The 18,488-nt window shown below is 67.1% G+C and carries 12 protein-coding genes; 7 read left to right on the top strand and 5 right to left on the bottom strand.

The features are described from left to right. Nucleotides 1-19: 19 nt before the first annotated feature. Complete coding sequence (locus QNM97_RS21905; RefSeq protein ID WP_283820315.1) at nucleotides 20-370, bottom strand: hypothetical protein; 351 nt, start codon at nucleotides 368-370, stop codon at nucleotides 20-22. Between the two features lie 266 nt (nucleotides 371-636). On the opposite strand from QNM97_RS21905, the gene QNM97_RS21900 reads away from it, so the two are divergent. Together QNM97_RS21900 and QNM97_RS21895 are read left to right on the top strand one after the other, a co-directional pair. Further along, nucleotides 637-3,981, top strand: a complete 3,345-nt coding sequence (locus QNM97_RS21900) for an arabinosyltransferase domain-containing protein (RefSeq protein ID WP_283820314.1) — start codon at nucleotides 637-639, stop codon at nucleotides 3,979-3,981. Beyond that, a complete protein-coding gene (locus QNM97_RS21895; RefSeq protein WP_283820313.1) occupies nucleotides 3,974-7,381 on the top strand; it encodes an arabinosyltransferase domain-containing protein in 3,408 nt (1,135 codons plus the stop codon). Before QNM97_RS21900 ends, QNM97_RS21895 begins: the two co-directional genes overlap by 8 nt. A 294-nt stretch (nucleotides 7,382-7,675) precedes the next feature. On the opposite strand, the gene QNM97_RS21890 is transcribed toward QNM97_RS21895, so the two are convergent. Continuing rightward, complete coding sequence (locus QNM97_RS21890; protein WP_283820312.1) at nucleotides 7,676-8,965, bottom strand: HNH endonuclease; 1,290 nt, start codon at nucleotides 8,963-8,965, stop codon at nucleotides 7,676-7,678. A gap of 681 nt (nucleotides 8,966-9,646) precedes the next feature. Next, nucleotides 9,647-12,982, bottom strand: coding sequence for an arabinosyltransferase domain-containing protein (locus QNM97_RS21885; RefSeq protein WP_283820311.1), 3,336 nt, complete (start codon nucleotides 12,980-12,982; stop codon nucleotides 9,647-9,649). Nucleotides 12,983-13,039: 57 nt separating this feature from the next. On the opposite strand from QNM97_RS21885, the gene aroQ reads away from it, so the two are divergent. The 3 genes from aroQ to QNM97_RS21870 all read left to right on the top strand — a co-directional run bounded on the left by aroQ (nucleotide 13,040) and on the right by QNM97_RS21870 (nucleotide 14,382). Continuing rightward, nucleotides 13,040-13,516, top strand: a complete 477-nt coding sequence (gene aroQ, locus QNM97_RS21880; protein ID WP_283820310.1) for a type II 3-dehydroquinate dehydratase — start codon at nucleotides 13,040-13,042, stop codon at nucleotides 13,514-13,516. A gap of 79 nt (nucleotides 13,517-13,595) precedes the next feature. Further along, nucleotides 13,596-14,045, top strand: a complete 450-nt coding sequence (locus QNM97_RS21875; RefSeq protein ID WP_208793704.1) for an SRPBCC domain-containing protein — start codon at nucleotides 13,596-13,598, stop codon at nucleotides 14,043-14,045. After that, the gene (locus QNM97_RS21870) at nucleotides 14,038-14,382 is read left to right on the top strand and encodes an ArsR/SmtB family transcription factor (RefSeq protein WP_283820309.1); all 345 of its coding nucleotides are present in this window, start codon (nucleotides 14,038-14,040) and stop codon (nucleotides 14,380-14,382) included. The genes QNM97_RS21875 and QNM97_RS21870 overlap by 8 nt, the downstream gene beginning before the upstream one ends. Before the next feature lie 41 nt (nucleotides 14,383-14,423). Here the strand turns inward: QNM97_RS21870 and QNM97_RS21865 are convergent, their stop codons facing one another. Together QNM97_RS21865 and QNM97_RS21860 are read right to left on the bottom strand one after the other, a co-directional pair. Continuing rightward, nucleotides 14,424-15,200, bottom strand: a complete 777-nt coding sequence (locus QNM97_RS21865; protein ID WP_283820308.1) for an MBL fold metallo-hydrolase — start codon at nucleotides 15,198-15,200, stop codon at nucleotides 14,424-14,426. 4 nt (nucleotides 15,201-15,204) lie between these two features. Next, complete coding sequence (locus tag QNM97_RS21860; protein ID WP_283820307.1) at nucleotides 15,205-17,199, bottom strand: galactan 5-O-arabinofuranosyltransferase; 1,995 nt, start codon at nucleotides 17,197-17,199, stop codon at nucleotides 15,205-15,207. Nucleotides 17,200-17,307: 108 nt separating this feature from the next. Between QNM97_RS21860 and QNM97_RS21855 the strand changes: the two genes are divergently transcribed. Both QNM97_RS21855 and QNM97_RS21850 read left to right on the top strand, forming a co-directional pair. Beyond that, a complete protein-coding gene (locus QNM97_RS21855) occupies nucleotides 17,308-18,141 on the top strand; it encodes a MerR family transcriptional regulator (RefSeq protein WP_283820306.1) in 834 nt (277 codons plus the stop codon). Beyond that, nucleotides 18,138-18,443 (top strand): MmcQ/YjbR family DNA-binding protein, encoded by a 306-nt coding sequence (locus tag QNM97_RS21850; RefSeq protein WP_208793707.1) that lies wholly within the window; start codon nucleotides 18,138-18,140, stop codon nucleotides 18,441-18,443. Before QNM97_RS21855 ends, QNM97_RS21850 begins: the two co-directional genes overlap by 4 nt. Nucleotides 18,444-18,488: the final 45 nt, after the last annotated feature.

Here is an 18,488-nt window from a genome sequence, read left to right as displayed (position 1 = left end):
GTCACCGCGCCGCCCCACTTCACCGATGAGTGCCGATCACCCAGGAGGGGCTCGCCGGGTTGCCCCATGCTCCTGCATAGAGCGGCCGGTCGTACCTGGCGGCAACTCCGGTCTGGAACTCGATGGACTGGCCGACGGTACGGCCACTCGATGAGCTGTGACCGAACCCAGGGGTGACTGCATCCACAGCGCCGCCCACATGGGCGTTGTGCACGGCGGCGGCCTCGCCCGGGGTCAGGGTGACCATTGCGCCGTTGCCGTACGGAGCGACGGTGAATGCGGAAGCGACCGGCGCTGCCACACCCGCTCCGAGCGCACCGAGAAACACCGCCGAGCACGTGATGATGATCCTGCGACCGATGAGAGTCATGGCCGAACCCTTCTCGTGAGAGTGGTCGACGACGTGGTCCGTCGCCGACGCCGGTCGATACCGGCGTCTCAGCCAAACCGATCGGCAGAATGCAGTCAAACGGATTCAATATTGACAACAGAGAAGTTCCAGGTAACTGACGGATACGCGTTTTCCGGACCGGAATATCTTGTGGCCTGGGCGAGGACGCCTCGAGACCATCCCGTACCGCGACACCGACTACTGAGACGGCTCTCAGTAAGCGTCCACTACTGTGTCGGTCTGAGATGACTGAGCCCGCGACGCCGACGTCCACCACGCCCGATCGGCGTGGCGATCGACGCACCCTGCACATCGGTGGGATCGCGATCCCGTCGAATCCACGCACCTGGTCGATCGCGGCCGTGGTGGCCGGACTGATCGCCGTCGTCGCCGCGGCCCTGACGCCGTTCCTGCCGGTCACCGCCCACACCGCGACCATCACGTGGCCGCAGCCGCAGTCATTGTCGGTGACCGCCCCGCTGGTCGCACAGACGCCGTCGAGTCTCGATGTGACGGTCGACTGCCGGGTGCTCGCCGAGGCCGTCGGGAAGACGGGGACCGGATCGACGGTCGTCGTGTCGACGATGCCGCGCAATGCGCAGAAGGCCACCGATTCCGGCCTGTTCATCACCGCCGGCTCCGGCGGTGTGACGGCCGCGGTGCGCAACTCCCAGCTGGCGAGCGCCACGCCCGAACAACTCGCCACCTGCCAACGCCTGCACGTGTGGGTCTCGCGAACCGACACCGCCGGGATCACCCACGCACGCTTCGTCGGGGTGCCGGGACCCGCAGCGCAGGGCACCGCCGAAGCCGCCGACCAGCCCCAGGTCGCGGGACTGTTCACCGACCTGGACTCGACGTCGGGAATGGCCGCCCGCATCGCCGTCGACAACCGCTTCGATACCACCCCGTCGGCGATCAAGCTGACCGTGATGATCCTCGGTGTGCTCGCCGCACTGGTCGCAGCCGTAGCCGTCGCGGCCCTCGACATCCTCGGCGGCTATCACCGGCGCATCGGCCTGCCCGACGTCCGCCGACTGCTGATGCCGCGCGCCGTCGACCTCGCGGTCACCGCGGTGCTGGTGGTGTGGCATTTCCTGGGTGCGGGCAGCCCCGACGACGGCTACATCCTGGAGATGGGCCGCAACAGCGTCGACGCCGGATACCTCGCCGACTACTACCGCTTCTACGGCATCCCCGAGGCGCCGTTCGACTGGTATTACTCGTTCCTCGCGCACTGGTCGCAGATCTCGACGGCGGGCATCTGGATGCGCCTGCCCGCGCTGGTCGCCGGACTGCTCGGCTGGTTCATCCTGAGCCGTGTGCTGCTGCCACGACTCGGTGGTGCGGTGCGCCGCTCACAGTGGGCGATGTTCACCGCCGCAGCGGTGTTCGTCGCGTTCTGGATGCCACTTGACAGCGGCCTGCGCTCCGAACCGATCATCGTGCTCGGATCGCTGCTGACCTGGTGGGGTGTGGAGCAGGCGATCGCCACCCGCCGGATGTTGCCGGCGCTCGGCGCCACACTGGCCGCCGGGATGACCCTCGTGGCCGCACCGCAGGGACTCATCGCGGTCGCGATCCTGGTGGCCGGGTCGCGGCCGATGCTGCGCAACGTGCGCCGTCGCGCCGCTGAACACGGTCTGCTCGCGACGCTCGCCCCGGTCGCGGCGATGGCCGGGGTGGTCGTCATCATCGTTTTCCGCGACCAGACGCTGGCCGCCGTCGCCGAGGCGGTTCGGGTGCGCTACACGGTCGGTCCGGTGCTGTCGTGGTACCAGGAGTTCCTGCGCTACTACTACCTGACGCTCAGCAGCCAGGACGGCACCCTCGTGCGCCGTGTGCCGGTCGTGCTGCTGTTGGCCGCGGTCTTCGTCACCATCGCTGTCATGTTGCGCCGCAAGCATGTTCGCGGCGTCGATCCGGCGCCGGTGTGGCGCCTGATCGGCACCTTCGGGCTGTCGATGCTGCTGCTGTCGTTCACCCCCACCAAATGGACGATGCAATTCGGTGTGTACGCAGGCGTTGCGGCCGCATTGGCGGCGGTCGCCGCGGTGGCCGTGGCCGAATCGGCGCGCCGCTCACCCCGCAACCTCTGCGTCTACATCGCCGGCCTGTTGTTCGCCTGCGCGGTCGCCGCCGCCGGCCAGAACGCCTGGGGCTGGGCCTACGACTTCGGTATCTCTTGGTTCGACAAAGCGCCGGTGCTGGAAGGTCAACAGCTCTCGAGCATCTTCCTGGTGCTCACGGTGCTCGCGCTCGCCGCCGCGGTGTGGTTCCATCTGCGCATCGACGTCGACGCCGAACAAGGCCGGATGCGGGAGAACTCGCGCACCCCGGGGTGGGTGAAGACCGCGATCGCCTCCTCGCCGATGGCGATCATCGCGACGCTGGTGGTGCTCATCGAGTTGCTGCTGTTCGCCAAGGCCGCTGTCGCCCGGTCGGATTCGTACACCACCGCCAGCGCCAACCTGCGCGCGCTGACCGGCAATCCGTGCGGGATGGCCGATCAGGTCCTCGTCGAACCCGACCCGAACACCGGTGCGCTGCGACCGATCGGAACCGAGGACATCTCCCGGGCACTCGCCGGGAAGTCCGAGGGCTTCGACCCCAACGGGGTCGCCGGAGATCTCACACCCGACTCGACGACGGTGAGCGCGGGCACCATCAATACCGGCGCCGATCCCTCCCGGCCGTTCGTGGTCACCGGTGCGCAACCGGGCACCACCGGCGGAGTCGGCCCCAAGGGCGTCAACGGCTCTACCGCGGCACTGCCGTTCGGACTCGATTCGGCCCGCACACCGGTCATGGGCAGCTACGGCCACGACAACGGCACCGCGACCCTCACCTCGATGCCGTATGCGCTGCCGGCCCGTACCTCCTCGCCGCTGATCGTCATCACCGCTGCCGGGCCGGTGTTCTCCGTCGATCAGGACGGGGTGATCACCCCCGGCCGCTCGTTGACCGTCGAGTTCGGAACCTCTAGCGCCTCCGGTGACTTCCGGCAGATCGGGCCATCGGTCGTGCCCCTCGATCCCGGACCGGACCGTCCCAACCGCCCATGGCGCAACTTGCGTATCCCGATGTCGTCGGTGCCCGCGGGCGCCACCGCGATGCGGATCGTGGCCGTCGACGACAATCTCGCCAACGATCAGTGGCTGGCCTTCACCCCTCCGCGCGCGCCGCGGCTGGAATCGCTGCAGAACCTCGTCGGTTCCACCGCGCCGGTGTTGCTGGATCTATCGGTCGGCAGCCAGTTCCCGTGCCAGCACCCGATCACCGTGACCAACGGCATCAGCCAGATCCCGCAGTGGCGGATCACCCCCGATCGCACCACGACGTTCTCCAAATCCAAGTCGTGGCAGTCGGCGACCTCCGGTGGCGGCATCCTCACCACCGCAGACGCGTTGACCTCGGCGAGCACGATGGCGACGTATCTGCAGGGTGACTGGTATCGCGATTGGGGTGCGCTGCAACAACTGACACCGTTGGTGCCCGATGCGCGACCGGCGACGGTGCGCACGGGCGACACGACGGAATGGGGTTGGAACAGGAGCGGAGCGATCAGGGTGGTGAGCGAGAATGACTGAGACCACCACGACACCCGCGCCCACCGAGCCCGCCGGCCGTAGCCGCCGGATCCGCGTCGCACGGATCGTCGCGGTCGTCGCCGGCCTGATCGGCATCGTGCTGGCGCTCGCGATGGCGGTGCTGCCGGTCACCTACACCAAGGTGCAGATCAAGTGGCCCCAGCCGACCTCGCAGAATGCGTCCGGGGTCGAGAACATCTTGGCGCCCAACGTCTCCTACACGCCGACCAACCTCGACCTGAGCGTTCCGTGTCGGCTCGCCGCCGATCTGCCGGCCCGGGGCGGAGTGCTCGTCAGCACCGTCCCGGAGAACGGGGCCGAGGCGGGCAAGGTGGGGCTGTTCGTCCGCGCGACCACCGACCGGTTGCTGGTCGCCCAACGAAATGCCGTTCTGCTCAACGTCCCCCGGGCGCAGGCGCAGAGCACTCCGGACTGCACGATCGTCATCCACGCCGACACCTCCGGTATCCGCGGTGAGATCCAGGGCTTCTCGGCGGCCGACGGCGCATCGACCTCGTTTCGCCTCGACGATCCCAACGCGCGCCCACAGATCATCGGTGTCTACACCGACCTGCCTTCCACCGTCGACACCACGGGACTGTCGTACTCGTCGACCGTCGACACCCGCTTCGTGTCGAGCCCCACGACACTGAAACTCGCTGCGGCGCTGGTCGGTATCGTCATGGCCATCGCCTCGATGATCGCGTTGGCGGTCCTCGACACCCAGGACGGGCGCAGACGCCGTCGCCTGCTCCCGGGCCGGATGAAGCGGCCCCGGGGGGACGACGAGGACGCTCCCGCGCTGCCGCCCGGTCGTAAGCCGTGGTGGCATGTGAGCGTCCTGGATGCGCTGGTCGTCGCCGTTCTGATCGTCTGGCTGTTCGTCGGCGGTAACACCGCCGACGACGGATACCAGGTCACCGTTGGCCGGATCGCTCCCGGCGCAGGCTATCTCGACAACTACTACCGGTATTTCGGTGTGCCGCAGGACCCGTTCGGGTGGCACTACCAGTATCTCGCGCTGTGGATGCAGGTCAGCACTGCCACCCCGTGGCTTCGGCTGCTGCCGTTGATCTTCGGCGTCCTGTGCTGGTTCATGCTCTCGCGCGGGGCGTTCGGCCGGATCGGCAGCGCGGTCCGCAATTCGCGTGCGGCCCGCTGGGCCGGTGCCTTCGCCTTCCTCGCGGTGTGGCTGGCATTCAACAACGGTCTGCGTGTGGAACCGTTCCTGGCCGTCGGCATCCTCGCCACATGGTTGTTGGTGGAGCGTTCCGTGGCGACCGGACGCCTGTTCCCGCTGACCCTGGCGATCGTCGTCGCGGCCTTCACGTTGACCGTCCACCCAGCCGGCGCCATCGCGGCGGTCGCCCTGATCGCGGCGTTGCGACCGATCTTCGTGCGCTTGCGCTTCCGGATTCGACGCGACGGCTGGTTCCCGACGCTGACCCCGATCCTCGCCTCGGGTCTGCTCGTGCTCTACGAGATCTTCGCCGACCAGCCACTTGCTTCGATCCTTGAGGGTGTCAAGGTGCAGGGGATCGTCGGACCCACCAACAAGTGGTGGACCGAGGCCATGCGGTACTACATCCTGCAGAACCCCACCACCGACGGGTCGATTGCCCGCCGGGTCGGGATCTTCATGACGCTCTTCGCGGTCATCCTGATCGTGCTGGTGCTGTTGAGCAGGCGTCGAGTACCCGGTATCGCCACCGCGCCGCTCTGGCGGATCGTGGCGATCCTCGCCGGAGCCGTTGGCGTGCTGGCCTTCTCGCCGACCAAGGCCACCCATCAGTACGGCGCCTTCGCCACGTTGACCGGTGTGCTCGTCGCCGCGGCGACCGCGTTCATCTCCCCGCAGGTTATCCGCCGACGATGCAATCGGACCTTCATCGCCGCGGCGGCCACCTACGTACTCGCTGTCGTCTTCACCGGCCGTAACCAATGGTGGTACGTAGGCAGTTACGGCATCCCGTGGGGCGACGACACCCCGAACGTGGCCGGAATCAAGCTCTACCAACCGATTCTGCTGATCGCCGTCATCATCACGCTGGTCGGCGCTTGGCAGTATTTCCGCGACGACCGCCGCGCCCAACTGGGTGAGCCGATCGTCGAGCCGACGTCCGGGGTCCGCGGGTTCCTCGGCCGGATGCCCACCTACTCGCTGGCGATCGTGCTCGCTGTCGTGCTCGTGTTCAACATGATCTCGTTCGCCAAGGCCATTCAGACCCAGCGTGGGTCGTGGTCGTGGGCGAGTTCCAACGTCAACGCCCTGCGCGGCAACCCGTGCGCGCTGGCCGACGCGATCCTCGTCGAAGCCGACCCCAACAAGGGCCTGCTCTCCCCGGCACGGGTTGCCGGACAAGAGAACTCGTCGCCGGGTGCGGCGCTGGCCGGCAAGGACATGGTCGGATTCACCCCCAACGGGGTGGCGACGGATCTGCAGACCACCTACGACGACGACAACGACGCCGACTCCGATCAGCAGGACCCTACTCAGACCGACCCCAACGCGGCCACCGACACGGGCGAGAACTCCACCGGCACAGCCGATACCGCGGGCGGTACCACCGCAACGAAGGGTGTCAACGGCTCGTCGGTGAAGCTGCCCTTCGGTCTCGACCCGGCCAAGGTGCCGGTGCTCGGCAGCTACGGCGCCCCGGGCAGCCGCGCCTCGCTGACCTCTGAGTGGTATCAGCTGCCCAAGCGCAGCCCCGATGCGCCGCTGGTGACGATGTCGGTCGCGGGCACCGTCGGTTACATCGACGACCTGGCCGTCACCCATCCGGGACCGGAGCTGCGACTCGAGTTCGGTCGTGTCGAGCCCGACGGCTCGGTGACGACGGTCGCCTCGCAGGTGCCGCTGGGGATCGCCACCGACCCCGCATGGCGCAACATGCGGTTCCCGCTCGACAAGGCGCCGCCACGGGCAAGTGTCGTCCGCGTCGTCGCGGCCGACACGTCGTCGGATCCCTCGGGCTGGCTCGCGGTGACCCCGCCGCGGGTGACCTCGATGGTGACGCTGAACGACCTTGTCGGCAGCAAGGATCCGACGCTGCTCGACTGGGAGGTCGCCCTGGCGTTCCCGTGCCAGCGGCCGGCCGAGGTACACAACGGCATCTGGGAGATCCCGAAGTGGCGGATCACCCCCGACGCCGACGGTGAACGGGTCAACTCGCGCAACTGGATGGCCGGTAACTACGGCGGTCCGCTCGGCATGGTCGACAACGATCTGTCGGCGACGGTGCTCCCGTCCTACCTGCGCAACTCCTGGGCGAAGGACTGGGGCAGCCTGCAGCGACTCACTCCGCTGGTCGACCAGACGCCCGCCGATCTCGTCGTCACCCAGGACACCCACACCGGCCTCTGGACCCCGGGACCCATGCGCGCCATCATGAACTGACGCCGACAGCGCTCACCAGTTCGCCGACAGCGCCCACCACCGCATCGACAGCGCTCACTTAGATCGATGGTCGAGGTGCCGAGGAGCGCCAGCGACGAGCCTCGAGACCCCTTGTGCCGACAGGCTTCCGGTCCACGGTGGTTCGGTTCCAGCTCTGCTGCAAGCGGTCTCGAGGCTCGCCGCACGCGGCTCGCACCTCGACCATCGGGTGGGGATTTCTCTATGGAGTTCTCAAACAACAGATGCGGTCCCGGCCGGCCGGGTGCGGGGATTCAGGTTGTGGGGCAGGGTAGGTCAGGCTGCGGTGTCGTCGAGTCGCATGGTTCTGCGGTGGTAGGACGGTACGGGTTGTCGTTTCGGGTCGATGCTGGCGGGTGGGATCAGCCAGGGGTGTCGGTCGTATCCGATGATGATGTCCCAGCCGTGGTGGTGGACGTCGTCGTGGCAGCTGGTGCAGAGTAGGCAGCCGTTGTCGAGGTCGGTGGGACCACCGTCGGCCCAGTGGTGCACGTGGTGTGCTTGGCAGCGTCCGGCGTGGGCACCGCATGTGATGCACCCGCGATCCCGGACGAGTAAGGCTTTGCGTTGTCCGGGGGTGAATAAGCGTTTCTCTTGACCAACACTGAGCGGTACCCCATTGGGGTCGAGCATGATCTTGGTGATGGTGGTGTCACACGACAACAGTTTCGCGGTCGCTTCGGTGATCGCGCCCATGTTCTGCAGGTCCCTACCGAGGGCCGGGTTGTCGGCCGGCCACGTCCACAACAACCCGTTGGTGGGTTTCGCGGAGAAGGTCGTGTCGGCCAAGCCTTGTGCCGCGAGTTCGACGATCGTCTCGAACGCGGCGGCACAGATCTGTTCGGGCGTCCGCGGATAGGGTGACCCATCCGGCTGAGGCTTGGGAGCCGACAAGGTTTCCATCAGGGTGCGTGTCTTTTCGCCGGCGATGATGTCGAGGTTCGCCGAGATTTCCAGCCGTCCGTCGTCGGTGATGCGGTCGGTGTAGGAGTTGATCGTCTTGTCTTCGGCGGCCGGCAACCCACCAGGCGTCTCCGCGGCGAGCTCGTTACCCAGCTGCCGTGCGTAGAGGTTGATTTCGGCGGGGGTGAATCCGGCGAAGTAGTGTGACAGCAGTTTCCGGAGATATTCACACCGTTGGACGGTGTCCAAAGGTTCGGGGCATCGGGTGTCGATGTGCGCCAGTCCGCGGACGATGGCGTCGGCGTATTCGGAGGAGATGGACCCGTCCGCGGCATGCGCCAACAACAGATCGACATCGGTGGCGGCCGAGATACGCACGTACCGACCTGCGACCGAGGGCGCGAAACCCATGCTGATCAACAACTCCCGAAGTCGGGTCGTCTTGTGGTCGGCGACGCCCAGGCGATCCAGTTCGCCGGTGAGGGTGGTGGCGTGGTGATCAACCAGGTTCCGCAACAACAGGACTTGTTTCATCGCGCCGAAAGCCTCGGGTCCGGTCATCTCCGGATTCCACTGCAGGTCGCTGAGTTGGGTGACGATGGCGGCGAAGACTGCCTCGGCGTCAACGGTTTCCGCGTCAAGAATGGTAGTGGAGTCGATCATGGGCCCCTCCCCGGTGGCTGATCGGTGTGATGGGTCGAGTCTACATCGCCAGGGTGTTCGATGCAAGGGGTGTTTTGGTGAATTCTGGTTGTGGACAACGTGTTTCGGCGCCAGTTTTCTGTCGGTGGGGTGTGGTAGGGGAGTGTGGGTTTCGTTTGCCAAGCTTTCGATGTGGTTGGGGGGCTTGTTGTCTCGCCGGGTCTCGAGGCTCGCCGCACGCGGCTCGCACCTCGACCATCGGGGGAAGAGTGCTCGGCTATCGTGCCGGGAGGGCTGGTCGACCATCGGGGGGACGGGTTCTCGAGTATCGGGCAGAGCGGGTTGATCGACCACCGGGGCAAAGGTTCTCGAGTATCGGGAGGGGAGGGTTCTCGACGATGGGAGGGCGCCTTGTCCGCGGGAGTAATGTGTACGCGGCCCCTACGTGTAGGCGTGAATGGTGCAGCGGGGGCGTCCGCGAAATCGGCTCGCGCTTGGCTTTCGGGTGGTGGATGTGATTGCGATACTTGTTATCTCGCCGGGTCTCGAGGCTTCGTCGCTATCGCTCCTACGCACCTCGACCATCGGGAAAGGGGTCGACCATCGGGAACGGACTCGACTATCGGGAACGGACTCGACCATCGGGAAAGGTTCAACGATCGGGAACGGATTCGACCATCGGGTAGGGCCCCGGCGGTGACCTCAGTGCCGGATCGGCGCCGGAGCCCAGAGTCCGCTGCGGGTCGCGGTGCCGGTGGTGATCTCGGCGTGGCGGGTCACGTTGTCGTAGGGGACCAGCCGTTCCAGGGAGCCCCAGTCGCGGCCGACGTCACCCTTCAGATACGTTGCCAGAGCGGTCGGTTCGAGCAGCACCTGCTCCCATCCGATCGGGCCGCCGCCGAAGGCGTCCTGCCATGCCGAGACCGCCGCGGACAGATCCGCGCCGGGCTCGATGCGCCACTGCGGCAGTTCTGCGACACCGTCGTGGTGGGTGAACGGCCGCTGGCACGGGAACACCAACCCTGAGGTCCAGTCGACGTGCACCGGAGCGGTGGACCCGACGACGTCCTGCAGCGTCCGCATCTGCGGCAGCCGCGGCGGGGTGACGATGATGTAGCGATCCGAGGCGAGGTTGTCGTCGGTGGCGACGATGCGGACCGCGGTGATGTTGTCGGGCAGATCCGTGGTGGGTACCCGCACGTTGCGCCACGAGGGCATGGGTCCGGGGTCGATCATGTTGACCGAACCGGTCGCCGTCAGGTCGGCATCGCGGGTCGTCGACCCGATCTTGCCGGTGGTGTACTCCAGCACCAGATTCTGCGGGTTGTCGAACTGCCCGGCGATCGAGAAGGTCACCAGCGGGCGTTCCCGATAGTCCGACGGCAGCGCGTACCAGCCCGACGTCAGATGCGCCGGGGTCTGATCGTCCTTCGAATAGCTGCCCAATACCGGGGTTCTCGATGGATCGAGTTCGAAGGGTAGGGCGGCGTGGCTGCCGTTGACACCCGGTGTGGTCTCCTCGCCACCGCCGGTGCCGCCGGCGTTGGCGATCAACACGTCGGGGTCGGCCGCGGCGTCTCCGGCGAGCACTCCGAGTGCGCCCGCAGGGGTTTTGGTATCGAGATCCTCGGGCACGGCGTCGGGACCGAAGCCAGTCGTCGCCGGCTCCGTCGACGACGTCGGCTGGGTCGCGGGTCCGGCGAGCGGATCGGTGAGTGTCTTGTCGACCGGCGACAATTCGTAGTTGCTGGGGTTCTCCTCCACCCAGATCTTGTCGGCCATGCCGCACTGCTTGCCCGCCAGCGCCTCCAGGTTGGAGCGGGGTACCGAGTACGAATCACTTTGGTGGATACCGGCGAACGCGGCGGTGACGAGCTCGAAGACCACCACCAGTGCGGCCACCCAGGCCAGCGGGGCCCCGGCGAGGGAGTGCCAGGTGCGCCGATACCAGGGATGCTTCTCCGACTTCCACTGGTCGTCCGGCTCGGCATCGGGGTCGGTCCCGGTGAACGGTTCACGGAAGTGGAACCACAATGCCAGCAACAACAACAGCAGTGCGATTGCCAGGAACAATGTGCCCAGACGCACGACGATGGTCGGCTGATCGACGCCCCACGGCATTCCCCATGCCGAGGAGTAGTAGTACGAGTTGGGGCCGGCGAACGCGAGTCCGACGATGAAGAACACGAGCGCCGCATACAGCGTGCGGTTGCGGCGCGAATGCATCGCGCTCTGGCTGGCCGCGATGGCGGCGATGGCGGCCAATGCCGCTGCGAGACCGGCGAACACACCGAAGTGGTGGGTCCACTTGGTGGGCGTGAACATCAGGAACACCAACGACGCGAACGTGATTCCGACGATTCGTCGGGTCGGACCGATGGCGGTGCCGGGGATGCGGGACTTGCGGATCAGTACCGCCGCCGAGACCACCATCCCGAGGATCATCGCCAGCACGGCGAAGCGCCGGGCGATGGAGCCGTCCGCGGAGAACGCGAACAGCGAAGAGTAGCGGTCGATCTCGTTGTACCAATGCAGCGACGGCCCGAGCGCCGACTTCATCTTCGACGAATCCAGGAAGGAACGCAGCGTCAGATTCGAGAAGACCACGAAGATGACGAAGGTTCCCGCCGCGAGTATCGGGGCGAGCAGCGCGAGGAACGACCGCCACCCGTTGCCGATCACGCGTGCGCGCTTGATGAGCGCCAGGATCATCGGTCTGGCGCCGGCGATCAACGCGGCGACGGCCAGCAATCCGGTCGGTCCGGCGGCAAGGCTGAATGCGCCGAACAAGCACGCCAGCGCCGCGGGTAGGAGCCGGCCCGTCGCGATCGATCGCTCGACCGAGCACCAGGTCAGCAGAGCGCCGAGGCAGATGATGGGTTCGGGACGAAGACCGTTGTTGAACGGGAACCACGACGCAAGGAAGACGAAGGCCGCGGTCCAGGCGACGCCGGGCCGGGTGATGGCCGCCCGGCCCAGCCGCGGCAGCACCTCGTGGCTGATGATCAGCCACGACACGACGCCGCACAGCAAGGCGGGCAACCGCATCCACGGACTGGCCACCGACACGTGGCTGAGCAGGCCGAAGGCCTCGTAGTACCAGCCGAAAGGCGCCTCGGGAGCGCCGTACCAGCGGAAGTAGTTGGCGGTGTACTCACTGTTCTGCGCGACGCGGGCCATCGTCATCAGATAGCCGTCGTCGGAGGTGTTGGGTCCGATGAAATGCCACACCAGCAGCGCGATCAACACCACGTAGTCGCGAACGTTGAGGCGCCACCAGCGCGCCGGGAAGATCCGACGATGCTTGCGCTCGTCGGTCGAATCCAGCGCGGCCAGAGCCATCAACGACAGCAGGGTGCACACGATGCCGACGATGAGGACCAGCCACTTGAGGATCGTCGGCGTGGAGGTGTAGCGGGAGTCGATGGTGACGTGGGCGTGCAGGCCGGGCAGCGGCGCGGCCGGCCCGGTCAGATCGGTGAACAGGCCGGTGACCTGCGGGCGCTGATCGGAGGTGTAGAGGTCGCGGTCGCTGGTGTTGCCCGACAGTGACTCGCCCTTGTCGTTGGTCATCCCGACGAATTCGGCGGTCACCTCGTCGGAGTCGGCGTGCACGACGATGTCGCGGCAGTTCTGTGCGTCGATCTGCGCGACGGTCGCCGACACCAGTGGCACGTTGCGATTGACGACCTCGACGGTCTGCTTGTCGGCCGGATCGGTCGCAGCGCCGGTCTTGCGGATGAACAGGCCACGCTCGGGTGACTTCTCCGCCCCCTTGGGCGTCGTCGACAACAGCACCGACTGCCCGTCGCGCAGTTCGCCGACCGCCGAACACGGCACGCTGATGTCGAGGTCGATCGGGACGTAGCTGATCAGGGGCGCGGTGACCGAGTTGATCTGACCGTTCTGCGGCCAGGTGATCTGTGCGGTGGTCTGGTTGACCGGCATGAACGGCGTCGCGAGGGCGAGAAAGAGGCCGAGCAGGCCCGTGATGATTGCTACGAGCTTCGCTCGCCCGACCGTCAACGCTGCTGGCACAAACAGTGATGGTAGTGGGTGGCCTGTACGCGCCGGGATCGCACTAGGCTGACGCTCATGTCGACCGATTCCGCCTCTGACGCGCAACGACTGCCGATCCTGCTGCTCAACGGACCCAACCTCAACACCCTGGGTTTGCGGCAACCGGACATCTACGGCGCCGACACCCTCGCCGACGTCGTCGCCCTCGCCGAGCGCACGGCCGCCGACGTGGGTTTCGGGTTACGGGCCGCGCAGACCAACCATGAGGGCGAGATGATCGACTGGATTCACGAGGCGCGCGGTCAGGTGTCGGGCATCGTGATCAATCCGGCCGGCTGGACCCACACGTCGGTGGCGCTGGCCGACGCGCTGGTGATCCCCGAGGTGCCGATCATGGAGGTGCACATCAGCAACGTGCACAAGCGGGAGGCCTTCCGGCATCACTCCTATGTCTCGCCGCTCGCGGCCGGGATCATCGTCGGCTACGGCATCCGCGGCTACGAGTTCGCCATCCGACGGCTGGCTGAGATGGTCGACGCCGACCGACCCTGACTGCAACCCAAGGGTTGCGAATCCGGATCATTGGTGCAACTATCGAGTTGCACATAATCCTCCGGCGAAAGGCCCTCTCATGACCACCGACCTCGACCGCATCGAGCACCAGGTCCTCATCGACGCACCCGTGCAACGGGTCTGGGATCTCGTCAGCGAACCCGGCTGGTACATCAACGACAAGACCCTCACTGAGCATCGGATCGAGACCCGCGACGGCATCACCACCGTCGTCGACCCGGTGCACGGCAGTTTCTCGATGCTGATCGTCGAACTCGACGAGCCCCGCTACGCCGCGTTCCGCTGGCTCATCGACGCCGACGATCCGTCGAGCACCTCCACGCTCGTCGAATTCTGGCTCACCCCCACCGATTCCGGTGTCGAGGTGAAAGTTGCCGAGAGTGGGTTCGCCTCGCTCGACGAGTCCGATGTCAATCGCCGGTCGCGGCTGGAGGATCACACCGAGGGTTGGCGATTCGAACTCGAGTTGGCCAGAGCCGCTCTCACCGAGGAACATTCGCGTGCCTGACCAGAGTTCCACCCGCCCGGCTCCGGTCGAGGTGTTCGCGGCGCTCGCCGACGACACCCGCTGGCAGGTGCTCGTCGAACTCGGCCGGCGCCCGGCGTCGGCGTCGGCGCTGGCCACCCAACTCCCGATCTCGCGGCAGGGCATCGCCAAACACCTCAAGGTGCTCACCGACGCGGGGCTCGTCGAGCCGGTCAGGGTGGGCCGCGAGGTGCGCTACGAGGCCGTCGGCGCACGGCTCTCCGAAGTGGCTCGCAGCCTCGAGGTGATCGCCCGCGGATGGGAGCGCCGCCTGACGACGATCAAGGAGCTCGCCGAAGGCGGCCCCGACAACCCCTAGCGCGACAACCCCCGGCGCGACAACCCCCGGCGCGACAACCCCTAGCGCGCCAATGCCTCACGTGCCATCTCGGCCACCGAGCCGTCGACACGCGGCCCATGGCCGGGGAACAGCACTGTCGCATCGAGAGTGGTGAACGCCTCCACGCTGCGCCGGGCGGCAGCCACGTCGTGCTGGAAGACGTCGGGGATGCACTGGCAGCCGGAGATTCCCGAGATCGGGTGATCGCTGACCAGTGCATCCCCGGACACCAGTACCGCCCCGTCGGCGACGAGGTAGGCGCTGTGACCGTCGGTGTGCCCGTGTGACGCCACCGGCACCGGCGCGCCCGGCAGATCGAGCGGACGCGGCAGATCCGCGGTGTGCGCAAAGGGCTGGGTCGACCCGATGCCCTTGCGGCTCAACACACCCAGCGGCACAACCTCGGCCAGCCAACGCCAGACGCGCGGCCGATGGGCGACCGATGCGATGCCGATCGGCGACGCCTGCTGCAAATAGTCGCGGCGGGCGTGGCCCACTTCGTCCGGGTCGGCGAACACCGGAAAGCCATGACGCGCGGCGAGACTCACCAGCCCGCCGATGTGATCGACGTGGGCATGGGTGAGCAGTGCACCCCGGATGTCGGACGGGCTCGCACCGACCCTCGTGATCGACTCCTCGACCAGGGCCGCCTGACGCGGATACCCGCCGTCGATCAGGGTCACTCCGGAATCATCCTGCAGGACAACCCAGTTGACGGCTGCCGTGCCGACGAACCAAGCGGTCGACGACGCGCCGTCGACCCGGCTGATCACCATCTTCTCGGCCGGCATGATCATGGCCTCACTTCCGCACGACCAGCACGAAGGGCCCAACCTCGGTGACCTCGAACCGTGGGTCGGCGAAGGCCTTGGGGTCGAAGGTGACCGTGTAGCGCTTGACGTTCGGGTCGTTGGGGTAGACGTCCTGCGCCAGCCGCAGCGTGTATCCGCCCGCGGAGTAGCGGAACAGGAAGACGTTGGGTGCCCGCCACGGCGAATGCTCGAGCTGGTTGATCATCTCGTCGGGAGTCGTTGCCTGAGTCCACTTCTCGATGGTCGCGGCGCGCTTGTCGAACTCGGCGAGCGGATTGGCGTAATGCGAGGTCAGCCCCTGGAACCCCCAGTACGGATAGACCGAGAGGAAGCCGTAGTCGGCGGTGAGCACCACGTTGTCGGTGGCCGGTCGTCCGGTCTGTTCGGTGATGAGCCGATCGATCTGCGGGAAGAACGATTCGGCGCCGGCCGGCCGCTGGTCGGCGCGCTGCCCGAAGCCGTCGGTGTCGGTGTAGGCGGTGTTGATCTCGTTGGAGAGATAGTCCGGAATCCCTTGCGCCATGGCCACGGCCGCGATCGCCGCCACCACACCGATGACGACGCGGATGTCGCCGAAGCGCCCGACCGCCCAGCGTGCGAGATCGACGACGCCCAGCACACCCGCGGCGGCGAGCACCGCGATCAGGATCGGCTCGAGGCGGAAGGAGAGCAGGGTGGAGCCGGTGGCGGTGCGCAGCATCGACAACAGGCAGAACAGGTAGATGCCGACAACGGTGATCCCGAAGGTCAGGGCCACCGTGCGCTGCCGGAACCGCAGCAGAATCCACAGCAGCCCGATCATCGTGATCGCACCGGTCAGACTCAACTCGAACATCGGCAGCGGCAGCACCGATCCGCGGCCGGGGAGATAGTGCTCGGCGGTGCCCCCGCTCGACGGTTCGTTACGCAGCCGCGCCAGCAGATACGGCGTCCACACCAGCAGTGCGATCAGGCCCGAGACCACCGCCATGACGATCAGCCGCACCGCCACCGCGATGACCAGGCTCCGCCTCGCCGCGGAAACCGCTTGCGCGGCAACGGCCTTGTTCGCCACCCCACGCCAGCCGACGGCGATCACCGCCAGCGCCATCAGAACCGCAACCCCGGCGAACAGTCCGGCATAGAGGGTGTACGAGGCGGCGCACAGTCCGAGGAACACCCCACCTGCGACGACCGCCCACCAGCTGGTCCCCGAACGCAACCACCCTGATGGGCCGTCGGCGAGACGTCCGTGTCCGCGCAGGCCGTACATCATCGGGATCAGCAGCGGGATGCCGATCACGATCAGCACCGCCGCATACGGTTCGGGGGAGGCCTGCATCAGGGTGGTCACCGTGACCGCCAATGCGACCGCCGCGCCCCGGTCGGCGCCGAGCATCCGGTTCCACAGCACCACACCGATCGCGGCGGCCACCGCGATCGTCAGGATGGCCCACGGCTTGTAGGCCTCCCAGCCGGGCTGACCCATCGCGTTGGCGAACCGCCCACCCCACCAGAACCACCCGGCCGGATAGTACGGCGGCAGATCGACGTAGGTCATGTCCGCCAGATGCGGGCTCGAGGTCATGCGGGTCAGGTACTCGGTGCGGAACTGCTGATCGACCGAGAGGCCGAACAGATAGAGCCGGGTCGCGCCGAGCGGCATGCCGAGGGTGGCGGTGACCAGCCCGGCCACGCCGACCGTCGACACCAGCGTGGTCAGCCATCGCGACCGGCCGTAGCGATACAGGATCGCCGCGCCCACGAGCAGCAGCACCGCGATCACCTGACCGACGGTGGTCAACGCCCGTGTGACGTTCGACGAATTGAACGCGGGCCACTGGACGGCGTCGATCACCTTGAGTCCGACCATTGCGACGACTCCGCCGATCACGACGGCCACGACCAGCTCGATCACGGTGATGACGTGCGGATTCGCGAGGCGACGGGCCGCGGCCCCGGGCGGTCGGGGGGCGTCGGTGGCCGGGCTCTGCGTTGACGTCACGCCACCAGTTCTAGCAGTAGCGCCGGTACCCGGACCCCGACGGCGTCGGTAAATGCTCACTGTCGAGGCTTGCATCGGACGCGGCGTCAGCTTCTAGTCTTCGTATCCATGGCGACCACCCGCACGAGTACCACCGGTTCGACGCCCCTCGGCGCGAGTGAGCACGGTTGGCGGGTCGGTGAACTCGCCGAGCTGACCGGCGTCACGGTGCGGACGTTGCGGCACTACGACCAGTCCGGATTGCTGCAACCCTCCGGGCGGACCTCGGGCGGGCACCGGCTCTACGACCCCGACAACGTCGCACGGTTGTACCGAATCCTGGCGCTGCGGCGGCTGCGGTTCGGGCTCGCCGACATCCGGGCCTTGCTCGACGATCCCGAGTGGGACATGGCGGAGATGGTGTCGCGCCACGCCGCGGAGACAGAGCGTGCCCTTGCGGCCACCGCACGGCTCAGCACACACCTGCGGGCGATCACACGCGTGATCGACAGCTTCGGACAGGCGTCGTCCAACGACCTGTTCACCATCATGGAGGAGATGACCATGCTCGATTCACCGGTTCGCGGCACCACCACGCTGCTCGTCTACGACGACCTGCCTGCGGCGCACGCCTTTCTGATCGAGACGTTCGGACTGACCGGGGGGCCGATCGAACGCTCCCCGGACGGGACGGCGGTACACGCGGAGGTCTACGCCGGAGACCAGGCGTTGTGGTTACACCCCAGTGGTGAGGGCTACCGATCCCCGCGCGAGCTCGGTGCGGTCAGCAGCATGGTCGTCATCGCCGTCGACGACGTCGACGCGCACCACGAGCGGGCCCGCGAATACGGCGCGACGATCGTCGCGGAACCGACCGACCAGCCCTATGGCGTGCGCGAATACGGCGTGCGAGACCTCGAGGGGCACCTCTGGTACTTCCACACCCCGCTGGAGGGCCCGTGACCGCAGAGAGCGTCGTCCGCGACCTCGCGCTCGCTCTCCCCGATGTGGTCGAGCGTGACCACCACGGCTTCCCGTCGTTCCGGCTCGGCGGCAGGATCATCGCCACCCTGCCCACGTCGAATCGGTTGCGCGTCATGCTCGACGAGCACGGCATCCGTTCGGAGGCGGTGAGTCATCCCGACTCCTGTCGCGAGTTCTATTGGGGTAAAAAGCTTTCCGCTCTCGAGGTCGATCTCGACGTTGCCGACGACGCGCTCGTCGACGACCTGCTCCATCAGGCGTGGGAGCGGCGCGCGCCCTGAGGGTCCACGCCGCCGGGTCGCGCGTGGTCGGTCAACCGGCCGACC

It is taken from the genome of Gordonia sp. L191, assembly GCF_030077625.1.
In the GTDB taxonomy this organism is placed as follows: domain Bacteria; phylum Actinomycetota; class Actinomycetes; order Mycobacteriales; family Mycobacteriaceae; genus Gordonia; species Gordonia polyisoprenivorans_A.
The sequence above is the reverse complement of the archived record's forward strand: the minus strand, read 5'-3'. Positions and strand labels throughout refer to the sequence as shown.

Excerpts from the sequence above, each read along its gene's own strand:
- QNM97_RS21905 (WP_283820315.1), bottom strand. The coding sequence starts at position 370 with ATGACTCTCATCGGTCGCAGGATCATCATCACGTGCTCGGCGGTGTTT.
- QNM97_RS21900 (WP_283820314.1), top strand. The coding sequence starts at position 637 with ATGACTGAGCCCGCGACGCCGACGTCCACCACGCCCGATCGGCGTGGC.
- QNM97_RS21895 (WP_283820313.1), top strand. The coding sequence starts at position 3,974 with ATGACTGAGACCACCACGACACCCGCGCCCACCGAGCCCGCCGGCCGT.
- QNM97_RS21890 (WP_283820312.1), bottom strand. The coding sequence starts at position 8,965 with ATGATCGACTCCACTACCATTCTTGACGCGGAAACCGTTGACGCCGAG.
- aroQ (WP_283820310.1), top strand. The coding sequence starts at position 13,040 with ATGTCGACCGATTCCGCCTCTGACGCGCAACGACTGCCGATCCTGCTG.
- QNM97_RS21875 (WP_208793704.1), top strand. The coding sequence starts at position 13,596 with ATGACCACCGACCTCGACCGCATCGAGCACCAGGTCCTCATCGACGCA.
- QNM97_RS21865 (WP_283820308.1), bottom strand. The coding sequence starts at position 15,200 with ATGATCATGCCGGCCGAGAAGATGGTGATCAGCCGGGTCGACGGCGCG.
- QNM97_RS21855 (WP_283820306.1), top strand. The coding sequence starts at position 17,308 with ATGGCGACCACCCGCACGAGTACCACCGGTTCGACGCCCCTCGGCGCG.